The organism is Providencia sp. LY12 (assembly GCF_057621555.1).
This window is the reverse complement of record NZ_CM172594.1, coordinates 1,327,021-1,343,102: the sequence shown is the minus strand read 5'-3', so window position 1 is coordinate 1,343,102 and position 16,082 is coordinate 1,327,021. Positions and strand designations below refer to the sequence as shown.

Here is a 16,082-nt window from a genome sequence, read left to right as displayed (position 1 = left end):
CTCTTTTGCGAAACCCTTCGCAAAACTACTGTATTAATTTCCATTATACACAAATTCTGGAAAGCCTTTCGCAAAACACCAAATCGAGCCAAGAAAATACCCCGTAAAACTTGTTTGCTATCACCATCCAGTTATACTTTGGCATCTTCGTATCAAATCAGGCTAATAAAAATGAAAAAAGTCGTCATCGCACTGTGCGCATTATGCGCATTGAGTTCTATTGGGGGTATTGTGCTTGCCGGGATGAATATTTATACCCGCTCCACCACACCTATAGAACAAAATCAGGCTCAATCGCCATCGATATTACCTGCACCTAATCAGATCCAGTAATCATCCATTATTAATCAAACGGGACGGTGAGTTATGATGTACAACGATTATTTTGTAACACCAGAGTGGTTAAATTCGCACCTTTCAGACAGTAATATTATTGTGCTTGATGTCTCTACACCGCCACCTACCGCCCCTTATGATTGCTACCAAAGCTACCTTGATGAGCACATTCCCCAAGCTCAATTTTTTAATCAAGATGAAGTCGCCGATAAGAGCTGCGATTTACCCCATATGCTCCCTGATGCCACCACATTTAGCCAAGCAGTTGGGGCTATGGGGATTAATAATCAAACCCAAGTCATTATTTACGCACAAAATAACTTATTTTCATCCCCGCGTGCATGGTGGACTTTCCGTACTTTAGGCTGTAAACAAGTTAAAATTTTAGCAGGCGGAATTAACGCATGGAAAACAGCGGGTTTTGCGACCCAATCCGGCAAAGTCACCCCACCCACAGCTCAAACCTTTATTGCAGATAGACAAGATGCTAATGCGCTGAATCAACAGCAAATGTTAGAGATTGCCACTGAAGGTAAAATTCAAATTATTGATGCGCGTGCAGCTGCCCGTTTTCTGGCTCAAGCTCCTGAACCTCGTCCGGGTTTAAGGATGGGGCATATTCCAGGCAGTAAAAATGTGCCTTGGGATTTATTAGTGGATAATGGGGAATATAAATCTCCTGAACAGTTAAAAGCTATTTTTGCGCAGCAAGATGTTGATATTCTTGCGCCAACAGTCACAACCTGTGGCTCTGGCATGACTGCTGCCGTAGTTTTACTGGCATTGGTATTATTAGGCAACCCATATGTGCGCCTCTATGATGGTTCATGGGCGCAATGGGGGCAAGACAACGGGTTACCAATCGAACCTTAATCATTTTTTTCCCTCATAAATACGCGTTAATTATGAGGGAATTTATTTGTTCTATTTAAATCTAATATTATAAAAAATTAATCTAATTAATTACGTTTTCTATTACTCTATTTTTATGGAGCTAATAAACAATGAATACATCATGGGAACTCTGGGTAATAAACCTAGGGACGCTCTCTACCTTTGTCGGTACAGCCGCAACTTTATGGGTTCTATTACAAACATCAAAATTAACGATTAAATTTAATCGTAAGGCATCTATTTATTTTCATAAAGAGAAGCTATCCAAGCTACTTAATGATTATTATAAACACTTATCTGAAGTTCATAATAAAAACACATTTCATGAAGAAATGCATAGAAGGAAGTTACATAGTAGAATACAATCATTACACCATTATATTCTATTCATTGACTCTAAAGATAAAAAATTAATATCATCAATAAAACAATACAAAATAAAAACCATAAAAATAACATCAATAAAAGACCACCATGATTTAGATATTAGCCTATGTTTTGATATGTTAGATGAAGTAAATCTTCTACTTAATTATATTGATAATATTATTGATATTTCAGCTAGAAAAATATGAGGGAAAACTAATGAACCCAACAGAACACAAAGTCATATCTAACGTATTTTTAAAAAGTTTAAAGCGCCAAATAGAATGGGAGCAAACAAAAGATATCCATCCAGCCATTAACCAGTCTCCAAATTTTTGTATTCTAGGATGTTATAATACAACAAACTTAGATAACATGGCTTTTTACTTATACTCATATCGTGCTATTGAATTTAATCATTACACTGAGACACATAATTCTGTAGTGAAATTTTCTCTTACATTAATTGAAAATAACTGTATCACTTGGAATACAGTTCATGATGATAGATTATTGACTCAGTTATTTGAAATTACTGCATTTGATAAATCTTCAATACATAAATTCATGGAATCATATGAAAATTAAAAAATTAAAGCCACTCATTATTTAGCGAACGTCATAATAAGTGGCTTTAATAAATAGTAAATTGTGCAGTAGAAAAAAAACTACCCTTGATAATGATGCCCCTAGAAATGCTACTTAATAAACATTCCCGCAAGGAATAGCACGACAATGGCGCCGATCACGGCAACAACAAAACTACCGAAGTTAAAGCCATCCACCTTGCCTTTACCAAAGAATGTGCTGATGTATCCCCCGACAACCGCCCCGACGATCCCCAATACTGTCGTCATGATAAAACCCATTTGATAGGTTCCAGGCATTAACCATTTAGCTAAAACACCTGCGATTAAACCAAAGATAATCCAAGCAATAACGCCCATTTGAGGCCTCCAATATCTCTGTTGCTCTAAATTTCCTAGCACGATAACTTTGTTACACGATATAGACTCTTTAATCATGACATACGGTAATGACAATATTTTGAATTAATCACCACCATACTAGTCACCACCATACATAGTAATTAAAGACCTAATCTCAAATTTTGGCAAATTTCATCATGTTAAGATGATGCGACAGAAAGCAGCTCCACATGTAGTGCAATAACATCCGCTATTTGCTCCGCCGTTTTCAATGCTCTCACTTGAGAAAACAGTTCATCCGCTTGCTGGTACTCTTTACGTAAATAACTCAGCCATTGTTTGATACGAGCTGCGTGGTAATGCCCTGTATCTCCCAGTTTTTCTAGTTCCGTATACTTTAAGAGTATTTTCCCGACCTGTTCCCAAGGCATCTTCGCGACATTGTGTTTGATCACACGGCTCAAATTCGGCGTATTTAAAGCACCTCGGCCAATCATAATCGAATCGCACCCAGTGATTTCCATACAGCGTTTAGCACTTTCATAATCCCAGATTTCGCCATTGGCAATCACCGGAATCGACAGTTTCTGACGAAGCTCACCAATCGCCTGCCAGTTAATACATTCCGCTTTATAGCCATCTTCCTTTGTACGCCCGTGAACCGTCAGTTCGGTCGCTCCGGCTTGCTGTACAGCATCCGCAATTTCATGAGCAAACTGGCTGCTATCCCAACCCAAACGGACTTTCACGGAAACGGGTAAATCTTTCGGTACCGCCGCCCGCATAGCTTTAGCGGCGTGATAGATAAGCTCTGGCTGCTTCAATAACGTCGCACCGCCACCGCTGCCATTCACCGTTTTTGATGGACAACCACAATTGAGATCGACGCCCCAAGAGCCTAATTCAATTGCGCGGTTGGCATTTTCAGCCAACCACTCAGGATGCTGCCCTAATAGCTGCACCCGCACTAACGTCCCCGATGGCGTTCGGCTACCTTGTTGCAATTCCGGGCATAACCGATAAAACGTTTTTGCCGGCAACAAAGTATCGACAACTCGCACAAACTCAGTAATGCACAAGTCGTAGTCGTTCACCTCACTCAATAATCGGCGAACCAGAGAATCGAGTACCCCTTCCATCGGGGCGAGTAGCACACGCATTAGCTATCACTACGCCCTTGTCTAACGCGTTTTTGTGCATTTTTCCACGGTGAACCTGAAGTGGATTCAGACTGACCTTTCTCGGAATTCGCATTTTGACGACGAGGACGGCTTGGACCTTTATTGCTATTATTGCCTGAATGATTGCTGCGTTCACCGCGGCTATCCTCAGAGCTACGGCGGTTGTCCGAACCACGACGGTTATCAGACCCGCGGCGACTATCAGAACCACGACGATCATTACGCTGAGAAGGCTTTTGGATCGGCTCAGCTTTGATTGATGGGTCCGGCTCGTAGCCTTCAATCTCCATCTGAGGGATGGATTTTTTCAATAATTTTTCGATGTCTTTAAGCAGTTTAGCTTCATCGATACACACTAAAGATACAGCCATACCTGTGGCTTCCGCACGTCCAGTACGACCAATACGGTGAACGTAATCTTCCGCCACATTCGGTAGCTCAAAGTTAACGACATAAGGGAGCTGTTCAATATCTAAGCCGCGAGCCGCAATATCTGTCGCCACTAAGACACGGATATCCCCGGATTTAAAATCAGATAAAGCACGGGTACGAGCGCCTTGGCTCTTATTACCATGAATCGCCGCCGCTTTGACACCATCTTTGTTTAAATGCTCAGCTAAGCGGTTAGCGCCATGTTTGGTACGCGTAAATACCAGAACTTGCTGCCAGTTTTCACGCCCAATCATAAACGAGAGTAACTCAGCTTTACGTTTTTTATCCACTAAATGAACATACTGCGTTACTTGCTCAGAAGCTGAGTTGCGCGGAGCCACTTCAATGGAAACTGGATTGTTCAATAACTTGCTCGCCAACTGTTTGATCTCGTCAGAGAACGTCGCGGAGAACAGGAGATTTTGGCGCTTTTTAGGTAATTTCGTGATCACACGGCGAATATCGTGAATAAAGCCCATATCTAACATACGGTCAGCTTCATCCAAAACGAAAACTTCAACCTGCGATAAATCCACTGCGTTTTGATGTTCCAAGTCCAATAAACGGCCCGGTGTTGCGATCAACACATCCACACCACCACGCAGTTTCATCATTTGCGGGTTAATACTGACTCCACCGAACACAACAAATGAACGAATTCTCAAATGACGGCTATATTCTTTTACATTTTCAGCCACTTGAGCCGCAAGTTCACGGGTCGGGGTTAAAATCAATGCGCGAATAGGACGACGGTTATTACCGCGTGGATTGTCCACCAGCTTTTGCAAAATAGGTAAAGTAAAACCCGCGGTTTTACCCGTACCTGTTTGAGCGCTGGCTAATAGGTCTTTGCCCGCTAAAACAGCAGGAATAGCTTGTTGTTGAATAGGCGTAGGGCTTTCATAGCCTAATTCATTAATGGCACGCAAGATTTCCTCGTTTAACGCGAGGTCAGAAAAACTAGTCAAATTAATTACTCCGGGCTCCACCGCTTCAATTTACTGGGCAGCTCTAGGGGGGAAGATTCGATATTCAATAGAAGAAAAGCGCAAACTGCCATGCGACACGCAAAAATTCTACCATCATTTGACCGTGATAAATATATTAATTTAGATTGATGAATAAACTAATACAAAATCTGCTTTATATAGTATATATACGTACACAAAACTAAAGATACATCCGTTTTCATCCTGCACAATGAATAAATGCCAACTAAGAGCATGCTAAAAATTATTTAATTCTGAATCAAAAGGAATGTTTATGAACACAAATTCGTCGCCAACATTACGCGGAGAGAGCGCTAAACTCCAACTTCTTCTCGCCGCTGCCGATGTTTATGGAGAACAAGGTATCGACGGGGCTACCACCCGCCAAATTGCCCAAGCATCCGGGCAAAACATCGCAGCTATTTCCTATTATTTCGGATCTAAAGAAGGGTTATATCTCGCGGTTGCTCAGCAAATTGCCAACAATATCAAAGAGAGTTTCGCTGAAAGTATCACTCAAATAGATAACTTTATTAGTCAACCCGCAGAGTCACAAATTCCTGAAGAAGCGCTCGAATTACTGAAAAAAACCATTATTTCATACAATTTTTTCCAACTTAAAAAAGAAAACTTAAGCTTCTCACGCATTCTAGCTCGTGAACAGCTGAATCCAACCGAAGCGTATGGATTGATCCACGAACAAGCATTGGGACCTATTCACTCACGGCTCAATCGCTTAATTTCTATTTATATTGGCGCCGATCCTAATAATCTAGCGACCTTGATCCACACACACGCCATTTTGGGTGAAACCCTCTCGTTTCGCATTGCGCGAGAAACCTTACTCAGACAAACCGGTTGGAAACACATCAACGAAAACGAATTTAAAATTATTAATCAGGTTCTTATTGAGCATATCGACATTTTATTATTGGGGTTACGTCATCGCCAACTAGCAGAAAAGTGATATGATATATGGATAAAATTAAATCATAATCTTGAGTAATGTTTTTATCCGTCACTAAGGTTAGCTATGAACACAAAACGCCGTGCACTGGTCATTTTACTAATTATCATGCTGATTGCCGCTATTGCTGGGGGCTACTATTATCAGTCACTTAAGGATAAAACATTCGCCTTATACGGGAATGTGGATGTGCGCACAGTTAACCTTAGTTTTCGAGTCAATGGTAAACTCGCCTCTTTAGATGTTGATGAAGGGGCGAAAGTCACTGCTGGACAATTACTCGGCAAATTGGATGATGCGCCTTACATCAACGCTTTAAATAAAGCCAAAGGGCTGCGAGATAGCGCTAAAGCCCAACTAGCTCTCAAAGAGAAAGGCTACCGAACACAAGAAATTGCTCAAGTCGAATCTGAAGTCGCTCAGCGTCAAGCCGCTTGGCAATATGCGGATAATTTTTACAAACGTCAGCAAGGTTTAGCTGCTCAAAAACTGATTTCTGCTAACGATTTAGATAATGCCAAAAATAACCGAAATCAAACACTTGCCGCATTGAAAGCTTCTCAAGATAAACTCAACCAATATCAGAGTGGATTTCGCCAAGAAGAGATAGCCGCTGCCCGAGGGGAATGGTTACAAGCAGAAGCCGCCGTTGCTCAAGCGGAGCTTGATCTCTCAGACACCCAGCTTATCGCCCCATCTGATGGTACAATCCTGACTCGCGCCATCGAACCCGGAACCATTATTGGTGCGGGTAATACTGTTTTTAGCGTGACATTAACTCACCCTGTTTGGGTACGTGCCTATGTGAGTGAGGCGCACTTAGGTGATGCCGTTCCTGGCAGCAAAGTCTTGCTCTTTACGGATAGCCAGCCCAATACCCCTTATCATGGCACGATTGGCTTTGTCTCCCCTACAGCCGAATTTACCCCAAAAAGTGTACAAACACCGGATTTACGCACCGATTTAGTCTATCGATTACGCATTATTGTCGATGATCCTAATGATAAACTGCGTCAAGGAATGCCCGTCACCGTTCAATTTGCGGCACCTCAGCAATAGGGCGCACTATGGCTCAGCAAGATATTCACTCATCGAGCAATATTATTTCGTTAAACAGCGTCGAAAAACGCTTTGTAGGGCTAAATAACCCTGCGGTTGAAAGCCTAACTACCGAAATTCACGGCGGCTCCGTGACAGGGCTAGTCGGTCCCGATGGTGCAGGGAAAACGACGCTAATGCGCATGCTGGCTGGGCTACTCAAACCCGATTCAGGGCAAATCCGCTTAATGGGATTAGACCCTATTAAAGACAGTATCGAAGTGCGGGCAAACCTCGGTTACATGCCGCAAAAATTCGGTTTATATGAAGATTTAACGGTTCAAGAAAATCTTGATTTATATGCCGATCTGCGCGGCGTTATTGGTGACGAGCGCCAACAAACCTATAAACAATTACTCGCATTTACTAGTCTAGCCCCATTTACCTCTCGCCTTGCCGGTAAGCTTTCTGGGGGAATGAAACAGAAATTGGGACTCGCTTGCACCCTATTAGGCAAACCGAAAGTTTTACTGCTGGATGAGCCGGGTGTCGGCGTGGATCCTATTGCCAGACGAGAACTGTGGCAAATGGTACATACCCTTGCTGACGATGGCATGCTGATCCTCTGGAGCACATCGTATTTGGATGAAGCAGAGCAATGCAAAGAGGTACTACTACTCAATGAAGGCAAACTTCTGTATAGCGGAAAACCCGAGCTGCTCACCCAAAAGATGGCGGGACGCTCATTTTTACTCGATGTTCCCCCAACACAAAAACGCACCATTCTACAAAATGCCTTAGTGTTACCCGAAACCACCGACGGCGTGATCCAAGGTCGCTATATTCGCTTAATTTTAAAGCCTCACGCATCCCAAGAGAATTTACTCAATGCCTTAAATATGGGAGATCAAACGCTGATTGAAGCCCAGCCACGCTTTGAAGATGCGTTTATCGACCTTTTAGGTGGCGGACCATCCCATCGTTCTGAACTCGCCGCTATCGTGCCACAAATTCCACCCGCTCCCAATGAAACCGTCATTGAAGCCCGCAACCTAACCAAAAAATTCGGGGATTTTGCCGCAACGGATACCGTCAACTTTCAGGTAAAACGTGGTGAAATTTTTGGATTATTAGGGCCTAACGGTGCAGGCAAATCCACCACTTTTAAAATGATGTGTGGATTAATGAAACCCACTGATGGGCAGGCACTAGTACTTGGTATGGATTTAAAAACCAGTTCAAACAAAGCCCGTCAGCACCTTGGGTATATGGCGCAAAAATTCTCCCTCTATGGCAACCTCAAGGTTGGGCAAAACTTAAAATTTTTCTCCGGTGTATACGGTTTGCATCATAAACAGCAAGCCACCAAAATGCAGGAGATGATTAACGCCTTTAATTTTACGCCTATTATCAGCCAAATTACTGATTCACTCCCGCTGGGTTATAAGCAGCGCCTTGCCCTCGCCTGCTCGTTGATGCATGAACCGGATATCCTGTTTTTGGATGAACCCACTTCGGGGGTTGACCCGCTAACTCGGCGAGAGTTCTGGTTACATATTAATGGCATGGTAGACAAGGGAGTCACCGTCATGGTCACCACCCATTTTATGGATGAAGCTGAATATTGCGATCGTATCGGTTTGGTTTACCACGGAAAAATCATTGCCGCAGGTACGCCTGATGAATTAAAAAAACAGGTCGCCAGCACAAAAAATCCAAATCCATCGATGGAAGATGCCTTTATTGAATTGATTTTCAACTACGATAAACAGCAGGAGGCACAATGAAGACAACCGCCTCAGGTTTTTCATGGCGCAGGCTTAAAGCCCTCTGTTGGAAAGAAAGCAAGCAGATAGTGCGCGATCCCAGCAGCGCTTTAATTGCTATTGTCATCCCACTGATGCTGCTGTTTATTTTCGGTTATGGGATCAATCTCGACTCCAGTAAACTGCGGGTCGGTATCCTAATGGATCAACAAAGCCAACCCGCTCGTGAGTTGGTCGATACGTTTACTGGCTCCCCCTTTATTGATGCCACCATTAGCGATAATCGCAATTTATTGATTAATAAAATGCAAGCGGGAGAAATTCGCGGCATTGTGGTGCTCCCCGTCAATTTTGCAGAGCAACTTTCTCGCCCGGATGGACATGCGGCAATCCAAGTGATCACCGATGGAAGTGAACCCAATACCGCCAATTTTGTGCAAGCCTACACGAAAGGAGTTTGGCATACATGGCTTATCCAACAAGGTGAAAACCAAGGTTATCCCACCGACCCGCTTATCGAACTCAATATGCGCTATTGGTTTAACGAAGCGGCACTCAGCCAACATTTTATTATTCCTGGTGCCATTAGTATCATTATGACCGTCGTGGGTGCCATTTTAACTTCACTGGTGATAGCCCGAGAATGGGAACGAGGCACCATGGAAGCACTGCTTTCCACCCAAATCACTCGCACTGAACTACTGCTTTCCAAATTATTGCCCTATCAAATTCTTGGGTCGTTCGTCATGGTGCTGTGTATGTTGGTGACGACCTGCGTGCTCGATATTCCTTATCGTGGCTCTTTATTGATTTTATTTGTCATAACCAGCCTCTATTTAGCCACCGCATTAGGAATGGGATTACTGATTTCAACCATTACCCGCAACCAGTTCAATGCGGCGATGGTGGCACTGAACGCAGCCTTTTTGCCTGCCATTATGCTTTCAGGGTTTATTTTTGAAATTGATAGCATGCCAGTATTTATTCAAGTAGTGACTTACTTCATTCCCGCTCGCTACTTTGTCAGCAGCTTGCAAACCTTATTTTTGGCGGGAGATATCTATCTGGTATTACTCACCGATTTCTTATTGCTGATTGCTTCAGCGATATTATTCATTGGCTTAACGGCGCTGAAAACGCGTCGCCGTTTGGATTGAGGTGAAATATGTTTTATCGTCTTTACACCTTAATTATGAAAGAGTTACAATCACTATTGCAGGAAAAACAGACGCGAATTATTTTGATCATGCCCGTCATTTTCCAAATGATCCTCTTCCCACTGGCGGCGACCTTAGAAGTCACTAACACCACCATTGCCATTTTTGATCAAGATAATGGCGAGCATTCGATTGAGCTAACTCAACGCTTAGCAAAAGCCAGCGCATTTTCCCATGTGCTATTACTGAAAAGTGAACCTGAGATTCGAGAAACGCTAGATAACCGTAAAGCCCTGTTAGTCGTCCGTTTTAGTCAAAACTTCAGCGCCGATATCGCCAGCCATCATACCGCGAATATGATGTTGCTATTGGATGGACGAAACTCAAATAGCTCCCAAATAGCGGCTAATTACATTGAACAGATAGTCATGCAATATCAGCAGGAGCTCACACAAACCCAAGTGCAGCCCAATAACAGTGAGTTGATTGTCCGCAACTGGTACAACCCAAATTTAGACTATAAATGGTTTATTGTGCCGTCATTAGTCGCCTTGATTACGACAATTGGGGTGTTGATTGTCACCTCATTATCGATTGCTCGAGAGCGCGAGCAAGGAACCCTCGACCAACTGTTAGTTTCGCCGCTAACTACATGGCAAATCTTTATTGGCAAAGCGATTCCTGCCTTAGTCGTCGCCACTGCACAAGCCACATTGGTGTTAGTGATTGGGATTTTTTGCTACAAAATACCGTTCGCCGGTTCACTATTACTGTTCTATGGCACGATGATTTTTTATGGTTTATCACTCGTGGGATTTGGTTTGCTTATTTCCGCATTGTGCTCAACCCAGCAGCAAGCGTTTATTGGCGTGTTTGTGTTTATGATGCCCGCAGTGTTGCTATCCGGTTATATCTCCCCCGTCGAGAATATGCCCGTTTGGCTACAGGATATTACGTGGGTGAATCCCATCCGCCACTTTACGGATATCACTAAGCAGATTTACCTTAAAGATGCTGATTTTTCCGTGGTATTTCATAGCTTATGGCCTCTTCTGATTATCTTCCTGGTAACCAGCTCCCTAGCTTATTACTTGTTTCGCAAAAAAATCGCTTAACTGCCAGATAAGAACCATAAAAAACCCCGCAACAATTAACTTATTGCGGGGTTTCATATTTTCAATCAGCTTGATGAGCAATTAACGGCGATCACCGAAAATACGCAGTAACATCAGGAACAGGTTGATGAAGTCTAAGTACAGAGATAACGCGCCCATAATGGAATACTTACGCATATTTTCTCTGTCATCTTGGTTGATTTGCTCACCCATCTCTTTGAGTTTTTGAGTGTCATAAGCAGTTAATGCAGCAAACAGTAATACACCACCGTAAGTGATCACCCAGTACATCATCGAGCTTTGCAGCCAGATATTAACCAGAGAAGCGACAACCAGACCAATCAGCGCCATAAACAGGAAGTTACCCATCCCTGTTAAGCTACGCTTAGTCGTGTAACCGTAGAAGCTTAACGCGCCGAACATCACTGCGGTAATGATGAACGTCCCAACAACAGACTCACCAGTATAAACCGCTAAAATAACGGAGATAGTTAAACCAGTCAGTAATGCGTAGAGCATAAACATCCCAGTTGCAATCGCACCGCTCATTTTAGGCAGTAAGAAAGACAGCCCCATCACTAAACCAAGTTCAGCGATGATCATTCCAAAGAACAGAACTTTGTTAGTTGCGATAGTGAAAAACAGACCGCTGCTTAAGGAGTACCAAGCAACAAAAGCTGTCAGTAATAACCCGACGGTCATCCAACCGTAGACTTGCGACATAAATGCCTGAACGCCAGTGCTGGCATTCTGGACAAGAGAATCATTACGTTGATCAAATTGACCCATGATGGTTACCCTTCCATTTTAAGAAAAATCGACCCAGCAAAACCACCAACAGAGTAATCCTTACTGTGATCGGACAAATTTGTTCCAAAGTTTATCACAATATTTTGACATTACCATTCGGCTTATTCGCATTTTCCGCGTAACTATTTAAGACTACCAACGGTTTGCAGAAGCTTCATCACTCTCTTTGGCTTCCACCCAACGTTCATTATCAGGGAGAGACTCTTTTTTCCAGAATGGTGCTTTGGTTTTCAGGTAATCCATTATAAATTCAGCCGCTTGGAATGCGGCATTACGATGTGCGCTAGTCACGCCCACGAATACAATTTCTTCACCGGGTTGTAAAGTACCGATACGGTGGATCACACTTACGCGTTGCAGTGGCCAGCGCTCGCGAGATTGCATCACAATGTCCGCTAAAGCTTTTTCTGTCATGCCAGGGTAGTGTTCGAGAGTCAATGCCGCTACGCTGTCCCCTAAATTATGATTACGGACTTTACCTGTGAATGTCACTACGGCGCCATCACTGTCACATTCAGCAAGCCACGCATACTGCTCGCCAACACTAAAATTCTCGGTTTGTACCGCAATATGGGTATTGTCCATGGTCATCCCCCTGTAACTGGTGGGAAGAAAGCCACTTCATCGCCCGCATTCAGGGGATGGTCCGCAGAAACAAACGATTGATTAACCGCAGCTAATAATTTGCCATCTTCCAAAGCCAGCGCCCAGCGATCACCTTTTTGAGTTAATGCTTGGCGCAAAGATTCTACGGTTGGGTACTCCGCTGCTAACTCTAAGCGGTCAGTGCCAACTAACTCACGAACTTGAGCAAAAAAGAGGACAGTGATCATGCTTCCACCTTAAAATGACCGGACTTTCCGCCCGTTTTTTCTAATAAACGCACAGGCCCAATAACCATATCTTTTTGTACCGCTTTGCACATGTCGTAGATAGTTAATGCTGCGACAGAAGCCGCCGTTAACGCTTCCATTTCGACACCCGTTTTCCCTGTTAATCGGCAACAAGTTTCGATGCGTACACGGTTATGGGCTTGCTCAGCTTCCAGGGTGACTTCCACTTTGGTCAGTAGCAAAGGATGGCACAGCGGGATCAACTGCCACGTATTTTTTGCCGCTTGGATCCCAGCGATACGTGCCGTCGCAAAGACATCCCCTTTATGGTGACTGCCATCCACAATCATGGCTAAAGTTTCTGGGTTCATCGTCACAAACGCTTCTGCGCGTGCTTCACGGACGGTTTCCGCTTTGGCTGATACATCAACCATGTGCGCCTCGCCCGACGCATTGAGGTGGGTCAGTTGGGACATAATTACTCCTGAAAATCAAAAAGTTATTAACCGCCGATAACGGAAAGATTCGGGGTGATCCCGCTGTCGCCTTGGTGAAGGAAATGGGTTTCTCGCTTAGACATTAAGCCACTCTGGATACGTGCTTTTAGGGCTTCATTCTGGTTTTCATCGCCCAGTAAATCACGCAGTGGAATGCCATTTTCACCAAATAAACACAAATGCAGATTGCCTAAAGAAGAGACCCTGAGACGGTTGCAGCTTTGGCAAAAGTCCTTCTCATACGGCATGATCAGCCCAATTTCCCCTTGGTAATCAGGGTGACTAAAGACTTGGGCAGGGCCGTCGCTACGAGAACGTGGCTGCATATACCAGCCTTCTGCAATAAGGCGATCACGAACGGTTTCACCAGACACATGGTAACGTTGGAATAAGCTGCTCCCTTCCCCTGTTTCCATGAGTTCAATAAAACGCAGTTGAATTGGACGATGTTTGATCCAATTGAGGAAAGATTTGAGGGCGATATCATTGACGTTTTTCATCAAGACCGCGTTGACTTTAACTTTTTCGAAGCCAGCATCAAATGCAGCATCAATCCCTTTCATGACTTGGAAAAATTTATCTTGCCCAGTGATCGCCGCAAATTGGCGAGGGTCAAGGCTATCTACACTCACGTTTACCGCATTCAAACCAGCATCTCGCCATGCTTGCACATCACGAGCCATCCGGTAACCATTGGTTGTTACGGCGATTTTTTTGATGGAATTATTTTCTTTGATAGCGGCGATGATATCGGTGAAATCTTTACGCATCGTTGGCTCACCGCCAGTGATACGGACTTTTTCAGTCCCTAATTCAGCAAAAGCGCGGCTCACACGACGGATTTCATCCAGCGTCAGAAATTCATGGCGGCCACTCGGTTTGTAACCATCAGGCAGGCAATATGTGCAACGGAAGTTGCAAACATCGGTGATAGATAAACGAAGATAGTAAAATTTTCGGTCAAATTGATCGACAAGTTGCTGCATATTCACACCTTTCCAAATACGGGAGATGCAGACATTTCTATCTTGCACCCTGGTGACTCAAGGTCACGGCCAGAGCATCATATTCAGGAGAACTTAGACACAAAGGCTAGGAGTTTTATCTGGAACCCCGTGAGTTGATTAAGCCTAGAGAGTTAAGACGATCATCACTGGGTTCACTTATTTTCTGTAAGGATTTTAGCCCATTGCAAATGAAAAAGCGAATCCAAAAACGATATATAACTTAATATACAACGACTTACAGAAAACAACCGCTATACTCAGAAGTCCTTATTATTACGGATAATTTTTTGCTATTTCCATGTGATGATAAACGCCTATCTGTCAAAATCTCGTCAAAATGAGGTTAACTCTGTGCACATTGTTTGTTGTAGATCAGTTTTATCCCGCGTTTTTTGATAGATAACCCTAAGAACCCAGAAATATGATGTCTCGAATTATTGAAACGACTACATCGCCATCGAATCATTATCGAAACGAATTAAAATGGCGCCATAGAGGGTAAAATAGGTACTTAAATTCCGCGAGTTCAAAAAATATTAATTCCTGTTGCCCCGCAATAAACAGCTCCATTTAATCTGATTACAGGAAGCGTCGATAATCGCCTCTCTATCCCCTTTATTTTCATACCCTTCTAGTCAATTGCACTTAGCCACATAATCAAGAAATTTGTGATACCGATCGAGAATATTCTCTTTTGTTGTTTTTTATCACAGCAAGTAAACTTCAGATGGTGTTTTATGATAGATTAGCGCCAATTTTGTTTTAGCACTGATTCTAGATTGATAATTTAGCTAGATGGATAGTTTAAATAGGAACACTATGCCAAACCGTAGTTTGACAAATCTTAATCACGTCGTCGCCCTTGGGGGCGGACATGGGCTTGGTCGAGTGATGTCTTCTCTCTCATCTTTAGGCTCCCGTTTAACTGGCATTGTCACCACCACGGATAATGGTGGCTCTACAGGGCGAATTCGTCGCTCTGAAGGGGGAATTGCTTGGGGTGATATGCGTAATTGCTTGAATCAGTTGATTACTGAGCCATCCATTGCCTCTAAGATGTTTGAATATCGATTTGCGGGTACAGGGGAATTATCAGGGCATAATCTCGGTAACCTAATGCTGAAATCCCTTGACCATTTAAGTGTTCGCCCACTTGAGGCCATCAATTTAATCCGCAATATGCTAAAAGTGGATGCGCAATTAATCCCGATGTCTGAATCACCGGTAGACCTGATGGCTATTGATGATATGGGAAATGAGGTCTACGGTGAAGTTAACGTGGATGCTTTGCAGGAGTTACCGCAAGAATTGCGTTTATACCCTCCCGTTAAAGCGACCAGCGAAGCCCTTGATGCTATCCATCGAGCTGATTTGATTTTAATCGGCCCCGGAAGTTTTTTTACCAGCTTAATGCCCCTGTTATTACTTGATGATATCGCCTGCGCCCTAAAAGAGAGCCAAGCACCGATGGTGTATATCGGTAATTTAGGGAAGGAAATTAGCACCTCCGCCGCCAGCCTCACACTTCCTGAAAAATTAGTGATGATGGAGCGTTATATTGGGCGCAAGAAAATCGATGCGGTGATTGTAGGGCCACGCACAGATATCACGACAATCCGCCAAGAACGCAAAGTGACTCAGCGAGTATTAGAGGCGGATGATATTCCTTATCGCCACGATAGAAACTTACTGTTGAAAGCCATCGAAGAGACCATTCCCCTTCTGTAATTCACTGAAATTTTAAGTTGCAGGTCAATCCCTGCAA

Annotated in this window: 18 protein-coding genes and 1 riboswitch; of the genes, 10 read left to right on the top strand and 8 right to left on the bottom strand. The window is 43.5% G+C overall.

Features of this window, described 5'->3' with window-relative positions; all coding sequences use genetic code 11:
- The first annotated feature begins 171 nt into the window (after nt 1-171).
- The 4 genes from ACY3ZI_RS06110 to ACY3ZI_RS06095 all read left to right on the top strand — a co-directional run bounded on the left by ACY3ZI_RS06110 (nt 172) and on the right by ACY3ZI_RS06095 (nt 2,184).
- Entirely contained in the window at nt 172-333 is a 162-nt protein-coding gene (locus tag ACY3ZI_RS06110; RefSeq protein ID WP_165906914.1) for a hypothetical protein, read from the top strand.
- A gap of 36 nt (nt 334-369) precedes the next feature.
- A complete protein-coding gene (gene sseA, locus ACY3ZI_RS06105; RefSeq protein ID WP_487377456.1) occupies nt 370-1,209 on the top strand; it encodes a 3-mercaptopyruvate sulfurtransferase in 840 nt (279 codons plus the stop codon).
- Between the two features lie 131 nt (nt 1,210-1,340).
- Nucleotides 1,341-1,805, top strand: a complete 465-nt coding sequence (locus ACY3ZI_RS06100; RefSeq protein WP_487376476.1) for a hypothetical protein — start codon at nt 1,341-1,343, stop codon at nt 1,803-1,805.
- 10 nt (nt 1,806-1,815) lie between these two features.
- Nucleotides 1,816-2,184, top strand: a complete 369-nt coding sequence (locus ACY3ZI_RS06095; RefSeq protein ID WP_211884975.1) for a hypothetical protein — start codon at nt 1,816-1,818, stop codon at nt 2,182-2,184.
- A gap of 110 nt (nt 2,185-2,294) precedes the next feature.
- Here ACY3ZI_RS06095 and ACY3ZI_RS06090 read toward each other — a convergent pair whose 3' ends face one another.
- The 3 genes from ACY3ZI_RS06090 to rhlE form a co-directional block, all read right to left on the bottom strand.
- The gene (locus ACY3ZI_RS06090) at nt 2,295-2,543 is read right to left on the bottom strand and encodes a GlsB/YeaQ/YmgE family stress response membrane protein (RefSeq protein ID WP_036949742.1); all 249 of its coding nucleotides are present in this window, start codon (nt 2,541-2,543) and stop codon (nt 2,295-2,297) included.
- A 182-nt stretch (nt 2,544-2,725) separates the two neighbouring features.
- Complete coding sequence (gene dusC, locus ACY3ZI_RS06085; protein ID WP_211884973.1) at nt 2,726-3,685, bottom strand: tRNA dihydrouridine(16) synthase DusC; 960 nt, start codon at nt 3,683-3,685, stop codon at nt 2,726-2,728.
- The gene (gene rhlE, locus ACY3ZI_RS06080; RefSeq protein WP_211884971.1) at nt 3,685-5,106 is read right to left on the bottom strand and encodes an ATP-dependent RNA helicase RhlE; all 1,422 of its coding nucleotides are present in this window, start codon (nt 5,104-5,106) and stop codon (nt 3,685-3,687) included. Before rhlE ends, dusC begins: the two co-directional genes overlap by 1 nt.
- Nucleotides 5,107-5,395: 289 nt before the next feature.
- On the opposite strand from rhlE, the gene ACY3ZI_RS06075 reads away from it, so the two are divergent.
- The 5 genes from ACY3ZI_RS06075 to ACY3ZI_RS06055 all read left to right on the top strand — a co-directional run bounded on the left by ACY3ZI_RS06075 (nt 5,396) and on the right by ACY3ZI_RS06055 (nt 11,170).
- Nucleotides 5,396-6,094 carry a CerR family C-terminal domain-containing protein gene (locus ACY3ZI_RS06075; RefSeq protein ID WP_211884969.1) on the top strand — a complete coding sequence of 233 codons (699 nt, stop codon included), beginning with the start codon at nt 5,396-5,398 and terminating at the stop codon, nt 6,092-6,094.
- A 66-nt stretch (nt 6,095-6,160) separates the two neighbouring features.
- Nucleotides 6,161-7,153, top strand: coding sequence for a secretion protein HlyD (gene hlyD, locus ACY3ZI_RS06070; protein WP_187128880.1), 993 nt, complete (start codon nt 6,161-6,163; stop codon nt 7,151-7,153).
- An 8-nt stretch (nt 7,154-7,161) separates the two neighbouring features.
- Complete coding sequence (locus tag ACY3ZI_RS06065; protein ID WP_211884966.1) at nt 7,162-8,919, top strand: ATP-binding cassette domain-containing protein; 1,758 nt, start codon at nt 7,162-7,164, stop codon at nt 8,917-8,919.
- Nucleotides 8,916-10,055, top strand: a complete 1,140-nt coding sequence (locus ACY3ZI_RS06060; protein WP_211884964.1) for an ABC transporter permease — start codon at nt 8,916-8,918, stop codon at nt 10,053-10,055. Before ACY3ZI_RS06065 ends, ACY3ZI_RS06060 begins: the two co-directional genes overlap by 4 nt.
- Nucleotides 10,056-10,063: 8 nt before the next feature.
- Nucleotides 10,064-11,170, top strand: coding sequence for an ABC transporter permease (locus ACY3ZI_RS06055; protein WP_211884962.1), 1,107 nt, complete (start codon nt 10,064-10,066; stop codon nt 11,168-11,170).
- Between the two features lie 81 nt (nt 11,171-11,251).
- Here the strand turns inward: ACY3ZI_RS06055 and ACY3ZI_RS06050 are convergent, their stop codons facing one another.
- From ACY3ZI_RS06050 to moaA, 5 genes are all read right to left on the bottom strand, one after another.
- Nucleotides 11,252-11,959, bottom strand: coding sequence for a Bax inhibitor-1/YccA family protein (locus ACY3ZI_RS06050; RefSeq protein WP_036949765.1), 708 nt, complete (start codon nt 11,957-11,959; stop codon nt 11,252-11,254).
- A 153-nt stretch (nt 11,960-12,112) separates the two neighbouring features.
- A complete protein-coding gene (gene moaE, locus ACY3ZI_RS06045) occupies nt 12,113-12,565 on the bottom strand; it encodes a molybdopterin synthase catalytic subunit MoaE (RefSeq protein ID WP_036949766.1) in 453 nt (150 codons plus the stop codon).
- 2 nt (nt 12,566-12,567) lie between these two features.
- A complete protein-coding gene (moaD, locus tag ACY3ZI_RS06040; protein ID WP_036949767.1) occupies nt 12,568-12,813 on the bottom strand; it encodes a molybdopterin synthase sulfur carrier subunit in 246 nt (81 codons plus the stop codon).
- A complete protein-coding gene (gene moaC / locus ACY3ZI_RS06035; protein ID WP_036949768.1) occupies nt 12,810-13,289 on the bottom strand; it encodes a cyclic pyranopterin monophosphate synthase MoaC in 480 nt (159 codons plus the stop codon). The genes moaD and moaC overlap by 4 nt, the downstream gene beginning before the upstream one ends.
- Before the next feature lie 26 nt (nt 13,290-13,315).
- Nucleotides 13,316-14,296 carry a GTP 3',8-cyclase MoaA gene (gene moaA, locus ACY3ZI_RS06030; protein WP_036949769.1) on the bottom strand — a complete coding sequence of 327 codons (981 nt, stop codon included), beginning with the start codon at nt 14,294-14,296 and terminating at the stop codon, nt 13,316-13,318.
- Nucleotides 14,286-14,421, bottom strand: a riboswitch (molybdenum cofactor riboswitch). (Overlaps the previous gene by 11 nt.)
- Before the next feature lie 715 nt (nt 14,422-15,136).
- On the opposite strand from moaA, the gene ACY3ZI_RS06025 reads away from it, so the two are divergent.
- The gene (locus tag ACY3ZI_RS06025; protein WP_211884960.1) at nt 15,137-16,045 is read left to right on the top strand and encodes a gluconeogenesis factor YvcK family protein; all 909 of its coding nucleotides are present in this window, start codon (nt 15,137-15,139) and stop codon (nt 16,043-16,045) included.
- Nucleotides 16,046-16,082 lie beyond the last annotated feature (37 nt).

What these genes read in the sequence shown, in the direction of transcription:
- ACY3ZI_RS06055 (WP_211884962.1), top strand. Translation starts at nt 10,064, where the DNA reads ATGTTTTATCGTCTTTACACCTTAATTATGAAAGAGTTACAATCACTA.
- ACY3ZI_RS06025 (WP_211884960.1), top strand. Translation starts at nt 15,137, where the DNA reads ATGCCAAACCGTAGTTTGACAAATCTTAATCACGTCGTCGCCCTTGGG.
- moaA (WP_036949769.1), bottom strand. Translation starts at nt 14,296, where the DNA reads ATGCAGCAACTTGTCGATCAATTTGACCGAAAATTTTACTATCTTCGT.
- ACY3ZI_RS06075 (WP_211884969.1), top strand. Translation starts at nt 5,396, where the DNA reads ATGTTTATGAACACAAATTCGTCGCCAACATTACGCGGAGAGAGCGCT.
- ACY3ZI_RS06065 (WP_211884966.1), top strand. Translation starts at nt 7,162, where the DNA reads ATGGCTCAGCAAGATATTCACTCATCGAGCAATATTATTTCGTTAAAC.
- ACY3ZI_RS06090 (WP_036949742.1), bottom strand. Translation starts at nt 2,543, where the DNA reads ATGGGCGTTATTGCTTGGATTATCTTTGGTTTAATCGCAGGTGTTTTA.
- ACY3ZI_RS06060 (WP_211884964.1), top strand. Translation starts at nt 8,916, where the DNA reads ATGAAGACAACCGCCTCAGGTTTTTCATGGCGCAGGCTTAAAGCCCTC.
- hlyD (WP_187128880.1), top strand. Translation starts at nt 6,161, where the DNA reads ATGAACACAAAACGCCGTGCACTGGTCATTTTACTAATTATCATGCTG.
- ACY3ZI_RS06100 (WP_487376476.1), top strand. Translation starts at nt 1,341, where the DNA reads ATGAATACATCATGGGAACTCTGGGTAATAAACCTAGGGACGCTCTCT.
- dusC (WP_211884973.1), bottom strand. Translation starts at nt 3,685, where the DNA reads ATGCGTGTGCTACTCGCCCCGATGGAAGGGGTACTCGATTCTCTGGTT.
- moaC (WP_036949768.1), bottom strand. Translation starts at nt 13,289, where the DNA reads ATGTCCCAACTGACCCACCTCAATGCGTCGGGCGAGGCGCACATGGTT.
- ACY3ZI_RS06095 (WP_211884975.1), top strand. Translation starts at nt 1,816, where the DNA reads ATGAACCCAACAGAACACAAAGTCATATCTAACGTATTTTTAAAAAGT.
- ACY3ZI_RS06050 (WP_036949765.1), bottom strand. Translation starts at nt 11,959, where the DNA reads ATGGGTCAATTTGATCAACGTAATGATTCTCTTGTCCAGAATGCCAGC.
- ACY3ZI_RS06110 (WP_165906914.1), top strand. Translation starts at nt 172, where the DNA reads ATGAAAAAAGTCGTCATCGCACTGTGCGCATTATGCGCATTGAGTTCT.
- moaE (WP_036949766.1), bottom strand. Translation starts at nt 12,565, where the DNA reads ATGGACAATACCCATATTGCGGTACAAACCGAGAATTTTAGTGTTGGC.
- moaD (WP_036949767.1), bottom strand. Translation starts at nt 12,813, where the DNA reads ATGATCACTGTCCTCTTTTTTGCTCAAGTTCGTGAGTTAGTTGGCACT.
- sseA (WP_487377456.1), top strand. Translation starts at nt 370, where the DNA reads ATGTACAACGATTATTTTGTAACACCAGAGTGGTTAAATTCGCACCTT.